The sequence below is a fragment of the Microcystis sp. LEGE 00066 genome (assembly GCF_015207925.1).
Taxonomy (GTDB): domain Bacteria; phylum Cyanobacteriota; class Cyanobacteriia; order Cyanobacteriales; family Microcystaceae; genus Microcystis; species Microcystis ichthyoblabe_A.
In genome coordinates this window covers 87,703-102,972 of sequence record NZ_JADEVX010000001.1, presented here as the reverse complement: position 1 = coordinate 102,972, position 15,270 = coordinate 87,703, and the positions used below count along the sequence as shown (strand labels likewise).

At 41.1% G+C, this 15,270-nt stretch carries 17 protein-coding genes and 2 pseudogenes; 10 read left to right on the top strand and 9 right to left on the bottom strand.

Annotated features, from left to right (window positions below; translation table 11 throughout):
- The first annotated feature begins 423 nt into the window (after positions 1–423).
- From IQ224_RS00310 to IQ224_RS00295, 4 genes are all read left to right on the top strand, one after another.
- Positions 424–699, top strand: a complete 276-nt coding sequence (locus IQ224_RS00310; RefSeq protein ID WP_036402980.1) for a BrnA antitoxin family protein — start codon at positions 424–426, stop codon at positions 697–699.
- Between the two features lie 405 nt (positions 700–1,104).
- Complete coding sequence (locus IQ224_RS00305; RefSeq protein ID WP_036402971.1) at positions 1,105–1,686, top strand: hypothetical protein; 582 nt, start codon at positions 1,105–1,107, stop codon at positions 1,684–1,686.
- Between the two features lie 189 nt (positions 1,687–1,875).
- The gene (locus tag IQ224_RS00300; protein ID WP_002748617.1) at positions 1,876–2,094 is read left to right on the top strand and encodes a hypothetical protein; all 219 of its coding nucleotides are present in this window, start codon (positions 1,876–1,878) and stop codon (positions 2,092–2,094) included.
- Entirely contained in the window at positions 2,091–2,360 is a 270-nt protein-coding gene (locus tag IQ224_RS00295; protein ID WP_002748618.1) for a type II toxin-antitoxin system RelE/ParE family toxin, read from the top strand. Before IQ224_RS00300 ends, IQ224_RS00295 begins: the two co-directional genes overlap by 4 nt.
- Here IQ224_RS00295 and IQ224_RS23700 read toward each other — a convergent pair.
- The 3 genes from IQ224_RS23700 to IQ224_RS23695 form a co-directional block, all read right to left on the bottom strand.
- Positions 2,286–2,462, bottom strand: coding sequence for a hypothetical protein (locus tag IQ224_RS23700; protein WP_002748619.1), 177 nt, complete (start codon positions 2,460–2,462; stop codon positions 2,286–2,288). The genes IQ224_RS00295 and IQ224_RS23700 overlap by 75 nt on opposite strands.
- Before the next feature lie 183 nt (positions 2,463–2,645).
- Positions 2,646–2,921 carry a hypothetical protein gene (locus IQ224_RS00290; RefSeq protein WP_228036038.1) on the bottom strand — a complete coding sequence of 92 codons (276 nt, stop codon included), beginning with the start codon at positions 2,919–2,921 and terminating at the stop codon, positions 2,646–2,648.
- A gap of 52 nt (positions 2,922–2,973) precedes the next feature.
- Entirely contained in the window at positions 2,974–3,090 is a 117-nt protein-coding gene (locus IQ224_RS23695) for a BrnT family toxin (RefSeq protein WP_002748622.1), read from the bottom strand.
- A gap of 275 nt (positions 3,091–3,365) precedes the next feature.
- Here IQ224_RS23695 and IQ224_RS00280 point away from each other — a divergent pair, with 275 nt between their 5' ends.
- On the top strand, positions 3,366–4,952 hold the full coding sequence (locus IQ224_RS00280; RefSeq protein ID WP_002748623.1) for a hypothetical protein: 1,587 nt from the start codon (positions 3,366–3,368) through the stop codon (positions 4,950–4,952).
- A 558-nt stretch (positions 4,953–5,510) separates the two neighbouring features.
- Here IQ224_RS00280 and IQ224_RS00275 read toward each other — a convergent pair.
- The 3 genes and pseudogenes from IQ224_RS00275 to IQ224_RS00265 form a co-directional block, all read right to left on the bottom strand.
- Positions 5,511–6,773, bottom strand: coding sequence for an NAD(P)/FAD-dependent oxidoreductase (locus IQ224_RS00275; RefSeq protein WP_002748629.1), 1,263 nt, complete (start codon positions 6,771–6,773; stop codon positions 5,511–5,513).
- Positions 6,770–7,735, bottom strand: coding sequence for a hypothetical protein (locus IQ224_RS00270; RefSeq protein ID WP_002748630.1), 966 nt, complete (start codon positions 7,733–7,735; stop codon positions 6,770–6,772). The genes IQ224_RS00275 and IQ224_RS00270 overlap by 4 nt, the downstream gene beginning before the upstream one ends.
- Positions 7,735–8,448: pseudogene (locus IQ224_RS00265) on the bottom strand (MBOAT family O-acyltransferase); the annotation flags it as partial. The gene IQ224_RS00270 and the pseudogene IQ224_RS00265, both read right to left, overlap by 1 nt.
- Here IQ224_RS00265 and tnpA point away from each other — a divergent pair.
- A complete protein-coding gene (gene tnpA / locus IQ224_RS00260) occupies positions 8,423–8,866 on the top strand; it encodes an IS200/IS605 family transposase (RefSeq protein ID WP_002740761.1) in 444 nt (147 codons plus the stop codon). The pseudogene IQ224_RS00265 and the gene tnpA sit on opposite strands and share 26 nt — an antisense overlap.
- Positions 8,867–8,903: 37 nt before the next feature.
- On the opposite strand, the pseudogene IQ224_RS00255 reads toward tnpA, so the two are convergent.
- Positions 8,904–9,722 (bottom strand): annotated as a pseudogene (locus IQ224_RS00255) (MBOAT family protein); the annotation flags it as partial.
- 162 nt (positions 9,723–9,884) lie between these two features.
- Here IQ224_RS00255 and IQ224_RS00250 point away from each other — a divergent pair.
- On the top strand, positions 9,885–10,856 hold the full coding sequence (locus tag IQ224_RS00250) for an FkbM family methyltransferase (RefSeq protein WP_002748633.1): 972 nt from the start codon (positions 9,885–9,887) through the stop codon (positions 10,854–10,856).
- A gap of 110 nt (positions 10,857–10,966) precedes the next feature.
- Here the strand turns inward: IQ224_RS00250 and IQ224_RS00245 are convergent, their stop codons facing one another.
- Positions 10,967–11,392, bottom strand: coding sequence for a hypothetical protein (locus IQ224_RS00245; RefSeq protein ID WP_002748640.1), 426 nt, complete (start codon positions 11,390–11,392; stop codon positions 10,967–10,969).
- 129 nt (positions 11,393–11,521) lie between these two features.
- Positions 11,522–12,520: a UDP-glucose 4-epimerase GalE gene (gene galE / locus IQ224_RS00240; protein ID WP_002748641.1), complete on the bottom strand. Its 999-nt coding sequence runs from the start codon at positions 12,518–12,520 to the stop codon at positions 11,522–11,524.
- 69 nt (positions 12,521–12,589) lie between these two features.
- Between galE and pap the strand changes: the two genes are divergently transcribed.
- The 3 genes from pap to purN all read left to right on the top strand — a co-directional run bounded on the left by pap (position 12,590) and on the right by purN (position 15,101).
- Positions 12,590–14,083, top strand: a complete 1,494-nt coding sequence (gene pap / locus IQ224_RS00235; RefSeq protein WP_002748642.1) for a polyphosphate:AMP phosphotransferase — start codon at positions 12,590–12,592, stop codon at positions 14,081–14,083.
- 98 nt (positions 14,084–14,181) lie between these two features.
- Positions 14,182–14,466, top strand: coding sequence for a hypothetical protein (locus tag IQ224_RS00230; RefSeq protein ID WP_002748643.1), 285 nt, complete (start codon positions 14,182–14,184; stop codon positions 14,464–14,466).
- Complete coding sequence (gene purN, locus IQ224_RS00225) at positions 14,463–15,101, top strand: phosphoribosylglycinamide formyltransferase (RefSeq protein ID WP_036402974.1); 639 nt, start codon at positions 14,463–14,465, stop codon at positions 15,099–15,101. Before IQ224_RS00230 ends, purN begins: the two co-directional genes overlap by 4 nt.
- Positions 15,102–15,270 lie beyond the last annotated feature (169 nt).

Below are 15,270 nucleotides of genomic sequence, written 5' to 3'. Positions count from 1 at the left end.
CCCCCAACTGCACCACTAGCTGTCTGACACTGGCTGGGGTCTTTTCCCAATCCTCTGCGTCAATTCCTGCCGTCTCTAGTAGGTGCTTCTCATCCATGCCTCTTAGATTACCAGATTTCGTTCCCCCGCTAAACGGTTACCCCGTACTTTTTCAGCAAGCCCTAATTATCGGTTAATTTCCCCTATTCAATAGTTTTAAATTTCCCAAAAGCGCGAGTATGTCCAGCTTTTGGGGAACAAAGAAAATAGTGCTATATTTGGCTATTTATTTAGGTCATTTCCTCAAATGCTTTGGACAAAAATTGACCATACTTGGCGATTAATGTTTCCTCTCCAACCATTAAAAGTGTCAAAATAATAGTAAAGTTTTGTGACAAAGTGCAGTCAGATATAAGAATCTTTGCTAGAACTCCAGGACGAAATATGAACAACGAACCTACTTCGAGCAACTCTCAAACTGATTGGCAACGATTGGATGCGATGAGCGATGAAGATATTGATTTATCAGATTGTCCAGAGATTACGCCAGAAATGTTTGCTAAGGCGGTAGTGCGGCGGGGTTTACCTGCTACAAAAGCCAAGGCTCAAGTTACACTCCCCATTGATAGCGATGTATTAGAGTGGTTTAAGTCTCAAGGGCGTGGCTATCAAACACAGATCAATCAATTGCTACGAGCGTATAGGTCGGCACATCAATAACAGGCAGATTCATGTTTTTGTATTTGAAAACAAGGATGGCAGCGGCATAACAAGGGATTTACCATACTTTAATTAGACTGAAAACCGCTATAACAAATCACCGCACCCGAAATAATAGTGAAATTTTGTGACAAAGTGCAGCCAGATACAAGAATCTTTGCTAGAATCCCAGAAGGCCCCTGTGATAAGTCTCCTTAAAAGTAGATTGTTTGCAGTAAGCTCATCTGGTTGACACGCTTTTGAGTGTGATCTGGGGGAAGTTTCTTGCGATTGCGCCTAAATGGAGTGACATACAGAAAGTTGACCCATATCGTTACTCTGAAGAGTGTTATACAGAGAGTTTCCGTATAATTAACAGTTATGCGGCAACCCTCGGATAACAGTACCTACATAGAGTTAAAAGCCATGACTAGAATTCGAATTGAGCTGGTTGATGTATATTGCCGTGACACTGAGGATGTTACTGGTGCGGATGATTTTTACATCTTGGGTGGTGTCGGTTCTTACTCAAAATTAGGAGCGACAGGCGATGATCTGAAAATTCGCCCAGTCTTGACTGTTCCTATTAAAATTAACGACAAGCAGCGCAAACCATTTGGTAAAGGGGGCGGTATTATATTTGATGATGACGTACCTGAAAACAACACTTTGTACATTGCCTTCGCTGGATATGATGAAGACGCAAACAAAGACTGGTCAAAGCATGGTGAAATGGTGACGAAAGTGGGAAGTGCCATATCTGCGGGCTTAAAAGCGGTTCCCTATCCCCCTGCCCAAATTACGGGAACAATTCTTCCGCTTGCGATTGCGGGTGTAGGACTCGCAATGATGCTGGATAAAGATGATGAATTGGGACAACTCAAGCGTGATTTGCCAGTTTCAGCAATTCCCAGTGGGAGCCACGCCCAGTTTTGGACTCTCCGAAAAAAAGGAGGATGGTATTCGAGTTGGGATTACACCGTGACCTATCGAATTCACAAGGGATAATATTGCCGTAGGGTGCGTTCCCTAATCTGTATTCTACTGCTCTACCGATCGATTTTTGGGAACGCACCATGCACATTTATTGAGGCTGTGAGTTTAAGTGCAATGCTGAAGGCACTGGGTAGCAGTACGCCATCGCTGTAGCAACGTGGAGGCTAGAATATATCAAGCCCTATACGTTAGATGTTGTCTATGACTGAACGACTTGAGCAGGCGATCGCCCAATTACAAACCTTGTCAACCGATCAACAGGACGCGATCGCAACCCTAATTTTGGCAGAACTCGAAGAAGAAAAGCGATGGAATGACTCCTTTGCCCGCTCACCAAACTTGCTGGCTAAACTAGCAGCCGAAGCAATGGCAGAACATCGATTGGGCAAGACTCAAGAATTAGACCCAGAAACGTTGTGAAGTCTTGTACCACTGCTCGTTTTCGGGAGATGTTTGCAAATCTTCCAAAACCGATTCAAGAGCAGACCCGTAAAGCGTATCGGCAATTCAAAGAAGACCCAAGCTATCCCAGCTTGCGATTCAAGAAAGTCCATCCAAAGCTGCCCATCTATTCTGCACGCATCAATAGGGATTATCGTGCTGTCGGTCAATTAGAGGATGATACGGTGATTTGGTTCTGGGTTGGTTCCCATGCAGAGTACGATATGCTGCTGGAGCAATTGTAGTGCGATGCCGAAGGCACTGCGTAGCAGCACGCCATCGCCATAGGGTGCATTCCCTAATCTGGCTCCTGCTGCTCCACCAGTAGATTTTTGGGAACGTACCATGCACATTGATTAAAGTTGTGAGTTTAAGTGCGATGCCGATCTTGTAGGGTGCGAAAACGCGCGTGTAACGGACCTTTTTCAAGTCAGCTATAATGTCGGTTAGACAATGCTCTTATGAAGCGTTTAACCATCAGATATACATTCACGAGCATATTGTTTCACCAGTAATTCGATTATTTTTTCCTAAGTAATTTGCTTTCGATCTGTTTGAGATTTAAAGAAGCTTACACTTTCTTCTGTTAATTCTAATGTTACTTGAGTAGTTTTGGTTTTACCTTTAGGAACTAACTGGTCTGGAGGCGGTAAAAAATCTTTAACGACTTGTCCCAGTTCCATTGGTTCATCAGTATAAGTTATTTTGCTGTTCATATAGTTTACGTCCTTTTCGTCAACAACCAGCTCCAAAAATTCTAACTTTTCCTTCCCGGTAAGTAAAGCGTACTGTGATAATTTCTTCATTGATTTGCCCTATACAGTAAAATCGATTTTCTTCTTGACTGTGAGCCAGATCTTATACGATAACTCTGTTGGGGTCAAAAAATGCATATTGAGCTAATTCAAAGGAAACATCGTGTTTCTGTTGGTTTAAACGATTTTTATCTTCATCCCATTCAAAGCTTTCATCCATAGGCGGAGTTGATAAGCCTAATCACTATGATTTTAACATAGACTTTCAAGAACATGAGTTGAATCAAATTGATCGGCTGGTGATAGAACATCAGACAACATTACTCGATACATGGTATGACTACTTTCACATTTGAGACAGAACCGACCGTAAATCAAGTGCAATCGCTGATCGCATGGTGCGATCGCCGATCTTGTAGTTTCAGCCTTGTTTTCTTGTATAATAGAGTTGAAGTTGTATAATCTCAAATCGTCATTCGTAAATTATGTTAATCAATGCAAAAATTAATTAACTTCAGACCCAAAGATAGAATGCAGTTAACAGCAGTGGTTTTGATAATCTTAGCCATTGCCTTCGCATTTTTTACGAGAATTATCACTGCTTTTGAATACGTTACCTTTGATATCGGACCAGAGCCCGATCAGATAGTAATTGGCAATACTGTAATCAATATGTGGCAGGGAAAAATACCCGCTTTAGGTATGGCTGGTTCTGGAGGAAAATATCCCTTTACTATTCCTCCTCTTTACTTTTATTTAGTATTTCCTTTTACTATTTTTGGTTCCGATCCCGCTTTTCTAGTTTTAGCTAATGGTGTTTTTTCCTTTTTAGCGATTCCACTCCTAATCTATCTAGTTTATCAACTTTTGGAAAAGGTGGAATTTTCCAAGCGAATCCTCTTATCGAGTCTAGCTGGGTTTTGGTATAGCACGTTTTATACAGACTATTTTATTAGTAATTTTTCTTGGAATCCTAGTCCAATACCGTTTTTTCTAATAATCTTTGTACTTCTTTATAAATTTCAGTTAGAGACTAAACAATCTTCATATTATCAAGCAATTTCTTGGATAGTCTATGGTGTAATTTTAGCCATCTTGGTAAGTTTACATTCTACTACAATGTTCGTTCTTCCTGTCGTATGTGTCCTTACTTCTCTATGGTTTGTCTATAAAAACAGGAAAAATTTTCTCAAGTGTCTTTTACCTTTTTTAGCGATTATTTCCTCGAATATTGCTCTACTACACTATTGGAAAGTAGAAATCGCTCGTAATTTTAGCAACACCAAAGCGATCATCAATGCAATTATAGGTTCGGACGAGACAACAACTCAAAGTGGTAATCTGTTAGCTCGCTTATTTAAAGCTATTTGGGAGTTTGTTTTTCTTGGTAATCAAGTGTATTTTATCTCGAAGGATTGGCTATGGTTTAATTTATTTTTGTCAGTGTTTTTTTGTGTTATTTCTTTATACTTTACCCTCAGAAAGTTTCAAGGTAACAAAACTATATTAGCTGTTCTTGCTCTAACTTGGCTAATTTTTATGTATGCTGCTTCCAATTATCAAGAAGAATACTTTTTCTCTCACCGTAAAATATTAATTTGGTTTGCACCAATGTTGATGGGAATTATCAGTTTGGCTTACTTAAATTTTAACAACAAATGGCCAAGATTTTTCGGTATTATTTTAATTGGATTAATTGGTTATTCTATCGCTACAAATCTCTACTTCGATCAACGCTATATATCTAGCAAATATAGTACAGAAAGACTACTATCTGCTTCTGATATTATAGACATTTTTAATCAGATTCCCCCTAGATCAAATATTTGTTATCCAGCCAAGAAAGGCAAAAGAAAAATAAACAATCAATACGACTATATTGATAATCATATAACTAAAAGAAACTTACAGGTTGTTAATAGCTGTCAAACAGGTGACTATATACTGCAATCCAAGTTTAAAATGGACTTAGAAATGAATGATCTATTTCCCATTTTTTCCCTAACTAAAACTCCATCGCTAGAGCAGAAAGCTAATCTTGTTTTAGAAACTCCCGAAGCCTATTTATATAAACTAAATTAGCTGAGTTGAAAATTGACTAAATCAATTTTCTTTAGCTATTTAACGAGTATTTTTTGATTCAATCGGTTGCTTAGATAACAACTGTGAATAACGTAGTGCGATCACCGATCTTAAGCGTTTAACCATCAGATATACATTCAGATCTTCTAGGGTGCGTTCCCTAATCTGGCTCCCACTGCTCCACCGAGTTAGGGAACGCACCATGCACATTGATTAAAGATGTGAGTTTAAGTGCGATGCCGAAAGCACTGGGTAGCAGTACGCCATTGTTGTAGTAACGTGGAAGCTAGAGTATATTAAGCCCTATACGTTGGATGTTGTATATGACTGAACGACTTAAGCGAGCGATCGCCCGCTTAAAAACCTTGTCAACCGCTCCACAGGATGCAATCGCAACCCTAATTTTGACAGAACTCGAAGAAGAGCAGCGATGGTAAGCTAAACGGCGCTTAACCTGCATGATCCAATAGCTATAACCCTTTTGGAGTCTATATCGGTGATCCGAAGTAAAAGCCGTTTAGCTTATGATACTAAATCCAGTTATTAAAAACTGATTATTTATTCTCCCTTTTGCCTTGTTCCTCTCCTGATATGTAGCCTATACTCAACGGATTTAGTATTAGATAACACCTGTGAATAACGGAATCGGAAAAGAATTTTTTTTGCCCAATGTTGAAACACTTTTAACTGATGGCGTTGGCTGGGTAAACGCAGTATATAGACAAAGCGACGCATTATATCAGCCAATCTACCAGTAATATTAATGCCAAAACTGGAAACAAGGGCTGATTGTTTACCCAGGGTTAACATATCACCTAAATGAAGATAATAATAGGGTTGGGGCGATTTTTTTCTGATCACTGCCGAGATATTTTTTGCTAATAGACTGGCTGCTTGATAGGCTGCTTGTGCTGTGGCAGGAATTACCTGTTTATTAGGATAAATTTCGGCTAGATCCCCAAGGGCAAAAACTTCGGGATAGTCGATTAATTGTAAACTGAAACGGGTTAATAATTTGCCCTGTGCTGTTTTCTGACAATCTAAATTATTGATCCAATCCTGTGCTTGGGTTCCTGCTGTCCACAATAATAAATCAATGGGGATAAATTCATTTGTATTATCTTTAAATACGGTTATGGAATTAGCTGCAACTTCCCTTAATCCCGTGTTTAAATAGAGACTAACATTCTTGGCTAAAAGGGAACGATAGGAAGCAACACGCACCGATTTAGGGAAGTTTTGCAGTATTTCCTCGTTCCTTTCCACTAGATAAACTTTGCCTTTTTTTCCTAAACGATCAGCCACCTTACAGGCTAATTCTACCCCATTGGGACCACCGCCAATAATTGCTAAATTAATTGAGGATTTTCCTTGAGTTTCTAAGTCATGAATTGCTGTTTGTAATTTTTCTACATCCTCTAAACTCCGAAAAGTTAGCCCATAATCAGCTAACCCCAGTATATCCGGCCAACAATTCCGCACTCCCACCGCTAAAACGAGGTAATCGTAATCTAAAATTTCCTCATTTTCTAAATATACTTGATGATTGTTTAAATCAATATTACTGGCTTTTTGAGTTTTTAAATTAATCTGAGTTCCTGTTAATAATTGACGGTAGGAGGGGGCAATTTCCCAGCGTTGCAATTCTCCTGTAATTAGTTCATAGAGAAGAGGAGTAAAGAGAAAATGGTCTTTTGGTTCGACTAAAGTTATTTGCCATTGACCTGATTTTACTGCTGTTAATCGACTCAAATTGAGTGCTGTGTATAACCCTCCAAAACCACCACCGAGAATGCAAATCTTAGTTATAGGTTTATTCATGGATTTTTATTCTCAGTTGTGTTTAAGAGAGGTTTCAGTTCCGAAACTAATTGTTCTGAACGAATAATTCTCGCTGGGGGCAAAAGATGATAGTGAGTGTCAGCAAAAATAGTAGAATCGGTCTTAATATTCAAGTCTTTTGGGTCGTAAATTGTTGGCACAACCCGACTTAATTCTTCGGCAGATTTGCGAATATTAGCCAAGGTTTTACCATCATTTTTGGCATAAACCCAGGGCAAAGAAACCACTAAAGTCGCCCCTTTTGCTTCTAAATCTTTCTTGAGTTTTTCAATCAATTTAATCGAGTGAGCAGAGACAGGAGTATCAAAGGTCATTTGCCACCATTTCCATTTCCCTGTTTTTTCCTTAACTATAGTCGGATCTCCTGTATTAGTAATCGGATCGGAAAGATAACCCGTCATTCTGCCTTTAGTGAATAAATCAACCGTGGATTTAGTGACTGCACGCATCCCCGGAATACCTAATAACCAAGTATCCTCGATCATGGTTTTTAAAGGTATTCCACCTAACCCCGGTTTGCCAATAGCGACGCTAAAAGGTGCGGATCCCCAAAGTCCTTCGCCGCGATTAAAACCGTCCTCATCCATGAGCATGAGATATTCAGGAATCAGCAGAATTACATCCCCTTTGCGTGCTTTTTCGAGAATCATAGCGGCAATGACATTTAACCCGATATCACCCTGTAAACCGAAGTTAACCACCGGTATTCCCAATTCTTTGACCATTAATTCCGAATTTATGCTATAATGCGCCCCCGATCCTGCCGTGACGATTAAACGTCGCGGTCCTTCGATCCTATCTGCGATCGCTGATTTTTCTTCGTACATCATCCGCAGCCAGCTTAATTCGCCGCCGTAGATGACATTATAAACAAAGCCGAGGGACCAAGCGACTCCCAGAGAAGCTAACCAGGGGAAAATGTTAAAAGATTTAGTATTCATCAGAATTCAAAGTAAATAAAATCACTGGTATTAGTGGAAGCTAGGAGAATAGTTAAACCTAGCAATATTTTAGACAGCCAAGGCGATAGTAATAGTTCATATTCAAACTTTTTCTGGGCAACAGCCAGATGTTCGAGGATTAAGACAATGATACCAAGAGCTAAAGCGACGCTTAAAACTGCTCCTTGATTGAGACTATAGGAACTAAAAATCTCAGCGATATTAGCTAAGGAATAATTGAAAGGATTGGCAATAATCAGCATTTTGCCAATTAATCTTCTGGTGTTAATCTCCATGAAAAAGAGACAACCAAAAATGACCGCCAATTGCGTTAAAGCCCAGGAGACAATTTGCGGCTGAAAAACGTATTTTCCGACAAAAGCATAGAAAGGTCGGCCTAAATAACGCAGTAATAATAATAATGCCCCGTGGTAAGCCCCCCAAAAGATGAAATTCCAAGCTGCACCGTGCCAGAAACCAGAGAGAGTAAAGGTGATAAATAGGTAAAAAGGCGCCCAATTTTTATTGGAACCCATCAGGGGTAAAAACACATAATCCCGAAACCAGGTGCTGAGGGTAATATGCCAACGTCGCCAAAATTCGTTAATACTTTGGGATGTATAGGGGGCTAAAAAGTTTAATCTCTTCGGGTCTAATTCCCCGCCGCTCGCGGCGTACAATAGAAAAATGAGTGAATACATCCATAAGAGCCATAATGTAAGTGTTTTGCTATATCATTTAGTGTTCCCAGCCAAATATCGTAAAGCCGTTTTCGACGAACAGGTAGATAGCTTGTTGAAAGAAGTCTGTCTAGAGATGGAAAAACGATACGAGATAAAGTTTGTAGAAATTGGAGTGGATAAAGATCATGTGCATTTTCTGGTGCAATCAGTACCGACCTATAGTGTGACAAGGATAGTGACAATGATTAAAAGTATAACGGCGAGAGAAATTTTCAAAAAGTGTCCTCAAGTGAAAAAGCAGTTGTGGGGAGGAGAGTTTTGGAGTGATGGATATTACGCAAGTACGGTAGGAAAGCATGGGGATGAAGGTATGATAGCGAGATATGTAAAAGAACAAGATAAAGAATACCTGCAGCTACACCAAAATCTACAATTGAGTCTATTTTGATTCTGATACCCCGTCCGCTTGCGGCGGGGTAGTTCATTTCTAATCTAACCCCGACAAAATAGGCTAAACCGACAGCAATAAAGCTATAACCACCGAAGTCAAAATAGATTCTCAGGGTGAATAAAAAGGCCTCAAACCAGATATACCAAGCATTGTCGATCATCTTATCTAATTGGATGTAGGGAGCCAGGTTATCGGCGAGGACAAATTTCATAAATAAACCGAGGGAAAGCCAACGCAAACCCTCCTCGAAGTTTTCTCCTGTAAATTTGAGGCGAAATCCCTCCATTTGTGGTAATAAATCCCGGCGACGCTCGATCGGACCTGCGACAATCTGGGGGAAAAAGGAGATAAAATTGACATAATCGAGGACGGCTAGGGGTTTCTTTTTCTTTTCGCGTAGGGAGTCCACCACGAAAGCCACCATCTGGAAGCTATAGAAGGACACCCCCGGCGGTATTTGGCTAGGCACGGGAATTGGGGAAAGTTCCTTCCAATTGGGAGGGAGAGAAACGAATAATCCGATGATTTCTTGGACAAAAAAGCCGAAATACTTGAAGTAGGCGAGGACAAGAATATCGATGACGATAACGATAATGGCTAGGAGATTCGCTTTCCAGCCGCTCATTTTCAGCACTAGCCAGACCATAATGTAGTTAAAGGCTAGGGAGACGATGAAAACGAGGAAACTGGTGCGACTGGCGTAATAAAACAGGATCAGGGAAAGTACCGCTAATCCAACTCCATCAAAAACACCTCGCCAGAGATTGAAGGACTTGGCTATATAACGCGCCGTTAAGAAAGGAACGCTAAAAAGGATTAATATCCACCAAAATATAAAATCAGAGTAATTCAAGCCTTGTTAACTCCTGATGGTCTGTGTTACCTTGTTTGAGATGGGTTTCCTGACTTCTGATGCACAGAGACGAGAGATTTTCTTGACAAGCCTATCAAACTTTGTCAGACTTGTCCATAAAATTAACTCCAGCAATCCTAAAAAATTGAGGCTAGACAAGCAATGCTTTATCAAAAACTGTTAGATGCACATAAACGCTATCGGCAATTTAAGACTTATCCTCATATTGCTGATCAATATTGGTCTAGTCAGTTGGCAGAGCATAATATTAGTCCTAATTATGTGGAATATGATGCTAAATCTGGTCAACTTTTTTATAAACCTTTAGGTATCAGTTTAAGCAAAAATAAGCAAGACTTCCTCTTGGTTAGTAAAGTTTGTAACAAAGCTGGAGCCTTAAAAGCTCTGGCTGATTGTAAATTTTATATTGATGAGCAACAGGAATTAATTATCGAGATCGATGGAGTTAAGTTAATTATCGAGACGGGACAGGATTTAGATATCGCTCATGAAATTTTCCTTTTAGGTGTATATAATTTCCTCTATAACAAGCCCTGTGTAGTGATCGATATTGGTATGAATACGGGTTTTGCTAGTCTCTTTTTTGCTAATCGAGCTAATGTGAAAGCTGTCTATAGTTACGAACCTTTTAAGGCTACCTACGACCAAGCTTTAAGAAATTTTGCCCTCAATCCTAATCTAGCGGAGAAGATTAAAGCTTTTGATTATGGAGTCGGCGCTCGGGATGAAATTATTCAAGTCGAATACGATTACACCGTGAAAGCTAGTGTTGGTATTTCTGGTATTGACAACCAATTAAAACCTTTTGCCTCGAAACAAACCGCTACAGCCGATTTAATTCTGAAACCTTTCACCGATGTGTTTAAAGGTATTACCTCTGACTATCCCGATATTGATATTGTTGCCAAGATTGATTGTGAAGGCTCCGAATACGAAATCCTCGATTCTTTAGCGGCAACTGGTCAATTGGGACAGATTAAAATTGTCATGATGGAATGGCATAAAAAGGGTCCCGATGCTTTAGTCAAACATCTGCAAGACTTCGGTTTTATCATCTTCTCCCGGATGCCTCGCAGTAAAAATGTCGGCACTTTGTATGCAATTAAACCCTAAAGTACAGAAGTGAGGTGATAGGGAGATGGGGAAATTTCAACTAATACCCCAAAACCCCAACAGGTTCTAACTGATAACTGATAACTGATAACTGATAACTGATAACTGCTTTACTGTGCTTGACAATAGGTATTAAAAGCTTCGCCAGTTTCTTTTTCTAATTGGCCGGCTTTTCTGACCTTTTCCTGTGCTAATTTTGCCCCGTTTTTATTGCGAGTTTCGATCACTTGAATTATTTCACGAGTGGCAGTGGCATAATCTTCGTAAACTTGAGCGAAAGTGGTCTTATATTTCTCTATTTCAGGATCCTTCACTGCTAATTTTTTCATATTTTCCGCGGCCTGTTCGATTTTATCGGCGGCTAATAGCCAACTTTTTTGGTCAATTTCTGTCCCTTGACCCTTGGTTAAAGATTTGGTTTCTTGGGCGACTTCGTTGGCAATCCGATAGATTTTTTGACATTGAAACTGTTTACTATCAGCACAACTTGCCAAAAAAGTCAAGCCCATAAATATTAAGATTATTTTGTTATTCATACCATTGTATTTGAGATGATTCTAGAGAAGCTTATAGCGGTAAACTATCAGCCTCTAGTAGTTTTTTACTGTTATCGACTGATAGAATTGTTCAATCTGATAATACTAAAGTTTAGCACTCGATCGCCGTTAAGCGTGTCTTTTTTGATGCCAATTCCAAGCGTGTTCAACTATTACCTTAAGATCGGCATATTGGGGATGCCAACCGAGAACCTGTTTAGCTTTATCACTACTGCCGATTAAAATAGGGGCATCACCTGCTCTTCTGGGACTTTCGATGACGGGAATATCCAAACCAGTTACCGCTTGCGCTGTTTCAATCACTTCCCGCACAGAAAAACCGTTACCATTGCCCAAATTAAACACATTACTTTCGCCCCCATTTAAGAGATATTCTAAGCCTAAAACGTGAGCTTGAGCTAAATCATTAACATGGATATAATCACGCACAGCAGTACCATCGGGAGTATCATAATCCGTGCCAAAAATTGACAGGGAATCCCGTTTTTTTAGAGCAGTTAATAAAGCCAAGGGAATTAAATGGGTTTCCGGTTGGTGATCTTCCCCTAATAAACCACTGGGATCGGCTCCTGACGCATTAAAATAACGGAAAGCCACCGATTTTAAACCATAGGCCCGATCAAAATCCCTAAGAATTTGTTCCACCATTTCCTTACTGGCTGCGTAGGGACTAAGGGGATGATGGGGGTGATTTTCCGTCATCGGAATTTCCTTCGGCATTCCATAAATGGCACAGGTGGAAGAAAAAACAAATTTCTTCACATCGGCGGCGATCATCGCTTGCAAAAGAGTCAGACTACCACTAACATTATTTTGATAGTAAATAGCCGGTTCTTGTACCGATTCCCCCACGGCAATAAAAGCGGCAAAGTGCATGACGGCAGCAATATCACGACTGGCAAATAAATTATCCAGCAGCGATCGATCCCTAGTATCACCGACAATTAACTCAACTTTTAATATATCCTTAATGATTTCGGCGTGACCGTAGGATAAATTATCGAGTACGATGACGGAATAACCGGCATTTTTGAGCGCTAGAACTGCATGGGAACCAATATAACCCGCACCGCCAGTAACGAGAATCGTAGGTTTAACTTGAGACACGCGATCATACCTATTTGAAATTGACTTGTCTATAACTTTATACCCTAATTTTGCTTTGAGTTGACCATCATGTTAAGTCCCCTCGATCTATCTCTTTCCCTTGACAAAGAAACTTATCAATCACAAATTAAAGATTTAATGCAGCAACTGCGATCGCTACAGAAGTCCTGTTGGGAATGTAAATTACCCGTGGTGGTGGTTTTGGAAGGTTGGGCGGCGGCAGGGAAGGGAACTTTAGTCAAAAAAATGGTTAACTATATGGATCCTCGCGGTTTTACCGTCCATCCAATTTTAACCCCTTCCCCCCAAGAGGAAAGTTACCCGTTTTTGTGGCGATTTTGGCAAAAACTGCCAGCAAAAGGCAGTATCGGCATTTTTTATCACAGTTGGTACACCCATCTACTAGAGGATCGACTCTTAAACAAATTGCCCTCCTCCCAGATTCCCCTAGTCATGCGCGATATCAACACCTTTGAGCGACAATTATTTGATGATCGGGTTGCGATCGCTAAATTCTGGATTCACCTCAGTCAAAAGGAATTAAAGTCACGCATCAAAGAATACGCCGAAAATGAACTAGAATCTTGGCGTGTGCGTCCTGAAGATTGGCAACAGGCCAAACGTTATGATGAGTATGCCAGTTTAGCCGAGGAAATGATTACCTACACTAGCACGGGGGCCGCCCCTTGGATATTGGTGGAGGGCAACTGTCAACGTTGGGCCCGGGTAAAAGTTCTCTCCCAATTAGTCGGTACGATCGCTCAAGCCTTGGATCAGCGACGATTACCGATCGAACCTCCTGTCAATCTACCACCCCAAGCCCAATTACTGCCCACGGAACCGGATTATCTGGGGAGAGTGGACTTAAGTGCCAAATTGGAAAAAGAAGACTATAAAATCCGTTTGCGTCAGGCACAGGTAGAATTAAGAAAACTGCAATTAGAGATTTTTCAGGCAAATATCCCCGTTTTAGTTCTGTTTGAGGGGTGGGATGCCGCCGGTAAGGGAGGTGCGATCAAACGCTTAACCGATACCCTCGATCCTCGCAGTTATCAAGTGATTGCCTTTGCTGCCCCGACGGAGGAAGAACACCGCTATCATTATCTCTGGCGCTTCTGGCGGAAATTACCCGCAGCCAAAACTATCGGTATATTCGATCGCAGTTGGTATGGACGGATTTTGGTGGAGAGAGTGGAAGGATTCGCTAAAGATATGGAGTGGCGACGGGCATATCAAGAAATTAACGAATTTGAAGCACAATTAACCCATTCAGGCTGTGTTTTAGTCAAATTCTGGTTACATATTAGCCCCGAAGAACAGTTAAATCGCTTCAATGAACGCCAAACTAACCCCTATCGTCAGCATAAACTCACCGATGAAGATTGGCGCAATCGGGAAAAACAGCCCCTCTATCATGTGGCAGTTAATCACATGGTAGCCCGTACTAGCACCCCCGTCGCCCCTTGGACAATTGTGGCGGCAAATGATAAGTATTTCGCTCGCGTTAAAGTCATAGAAACAGTAATTGCTGCTATTGAAACTGGTTTGAAACAACGGGGATAGGGATTTTTTCGATTCCCCTCCCTTAACCCTGATGTGCTGAGAAGCAGAGTCGAGAACTTCATTGAACGTTTTCAATGTCCACCAGAGGAGAAACAATCATGAATCTCAATGAGTTGCCAGGGGTCGAGATCATCTTACCCGGACTGAGGGATATTCACAATGGTGAGTCTAATACCATTGGGGCGTTGCTAGTTGCGATCGCAGCGACGCGCCTAACCGAAGTCGGTTTCGATATCCCTAAAAATCACCTAGCTGCAGAGCCAGAGCTAACCTTGTATGGCTATCTCCAAGAGGAACGGGATGATGCTTATTCTTACTATAATGCTTTGCTGAATCGCCTCAATAGCTTTTGCAATGCACTCGAACTCGCTTATAAAATATGATGACAATTTCCCCAAGTTTAATTTCTCCCGATCTTAGTTTGGCCGATATTCCCCTAGAGGAAACCCTCTCTTTAGGAGTGATGGCTTCTGGTAGTGGTTCCAATTTTGCGGTTTTGGCGGCAGCGATCGCCAAAAAACAGCTAAATGCCCGGATTCCTGTCCTCATCTACAATAATCCCGATGCCAAGGTAAAAGAAAAAGCCGATCACTACAATATCCCCGCGATTTTCCTCGATCATCGTCAATTTAAACCCAGAGAAGAACTCGATCGGGCAATAGTCGAAACTTTCCAAGAATACGGCGTAAAATGGGTAATTATGGCCGGCTGGATGCGAATTGTCACCCCGGTTTTACTAGATGCTTTTCCCGATCGCGTGATCAATATCCATCCTAGTTTACTACCCAGTTTTAAAGGTGTGCGTGCCGTGGAACAAGCTTTAGCCGCGGGGGTAAAAGTGACCGGATGTACTGTGCATATCGCTCGCGCGGAGGTAGATAGTGGCCCAATTTTAATGCAAGCAGTGGTTCCCATTCTCCCAGATGATACCGCAGCCAGTCTCCACGAACGCATTCAAGTGCAAGAACATCGCATTTTCCCAGTAGCGATCGCTTTAGCAGCGAAATTGAGCCTATAGAGATCGATTTCTGGACTTCCTTGGCGAGAATACTGGCAAAAAAACGAAAATTCAAGGCAAATCGTTAAATAGGGTTTGCGGCAAAAAGTTTGTTGGTGGGGTTAGGAGTCAGGAGTCAGCAGTCAGGCTTCGGCAAAAACACTACACGCGGCGGAAAAAGAAAGTGACA

Excerpts from the sequence above, each read along its gene's own strand:
- IQ224_RS00310 (WP_036402980.1), top strand. The coding sequence starts at position 424 with ATGAACAACGAACCTACTTCGAGCAACTCTCAAACTGATTGGCAACGA.
- IQ224_RS00305 (WP_036402971.1), top strand. The coding sequence starts at position 1,105 with ATGACTAGAATTCGAATTGAGCTGGTTGATGTATATTGCCGTGACACT.
- IQ224_RS00300 (WP_002748617.1), top strand. The coding sequence starts at position 1,876 with ATGACTGAACGACTTGAGCAGGCGATCGCCCAATTACAAACCTTGTCA.
- IQ224_RS23700 (WP_002748619.1), bottom strand. The coding sequence starts at position 2,462 with ATGGTACGTTCCCAAAAATCTACTGGTGGAGCAGCAGGAGCCAGATTA.
- IQ224_RS00290 (WP_228036038.1), bottom strand. The coding sequence starts at position 2,921 with ATGAAGAAATTATCACAGTACGCTTTACTTACCGGGAAGGAAAAGTTA.
- IQ224_RS23695 (WP_002748622.1), bottom strand. The coding sequence starts at position 3,090 with ATGGATGAAAGCTTTGAATGGGATGAAGATAAAAATCGTTTAAACCAA.
- IQ224_RS00280 (WP_002748623.1), top strand. The coding sequence starts at position 3,366 with ATGCAAAAATTAATTAACTTCAGACCCAAAGATAGAATGCAGTTAACA.
- IQ224_RS00275 (WP_002748629.1), bottom strand. The coding sequence starts at position 6,773 with ATGAATAAACCTATAACTAAGATTTGCATTCTCGGTGGTGGTTTTGGA.
- IQ224_RS00270 (WP_002748630.1), bottom strand. The coding sequence starts at position 7,735 with ATGAATACTAAATCTTTTAACATTTTCCCCTGGTTAGCTTCTCTGGGA.
- tnpA (WP_002740761.1), top strand. The coding sequence starts at position 8,423 with ATGAGTGAATACATCCATAAGAGCCATAATGTAAGTGTTTTGCTATAT.
- IQ224_RS00250 (WP_002748633.1), top strand. The coding sequence starts at position 9,885 with ATGCTTTATCAAAAACTGTTAGATGCACATAAACGCTATCGGCAATTT.
- IQ224_RS00245 (WP_002748640.1), bottom strand. The coding sequence starts at position 11,392 with ATGAATAACAAAATAATCTTAATATTTATGGGCTTGACTTTTTTGGCA.
- pap (WP_002748642.1), top strand. The coding sequence starts at position 12,590 with ATGTTAAGTCCCCTCGATCTATCTCTTTCCCTTGACAAAGAAACTTAT.
- IQ224_RS00230 (WP_002748643.1), top strand. The coding sequence starts at position 14,182 with ATGAATCTCAATGAGTTGCCAGGGGTCGAGATCATCTTACCCGGACTG.
- purN (WP_036402974.1), top strand. The coding sequence starts at position 14,463 with ATGATGACAATTTCCCCAAGTTTAATTTCTCCCGATCTTAGTTTGGCC.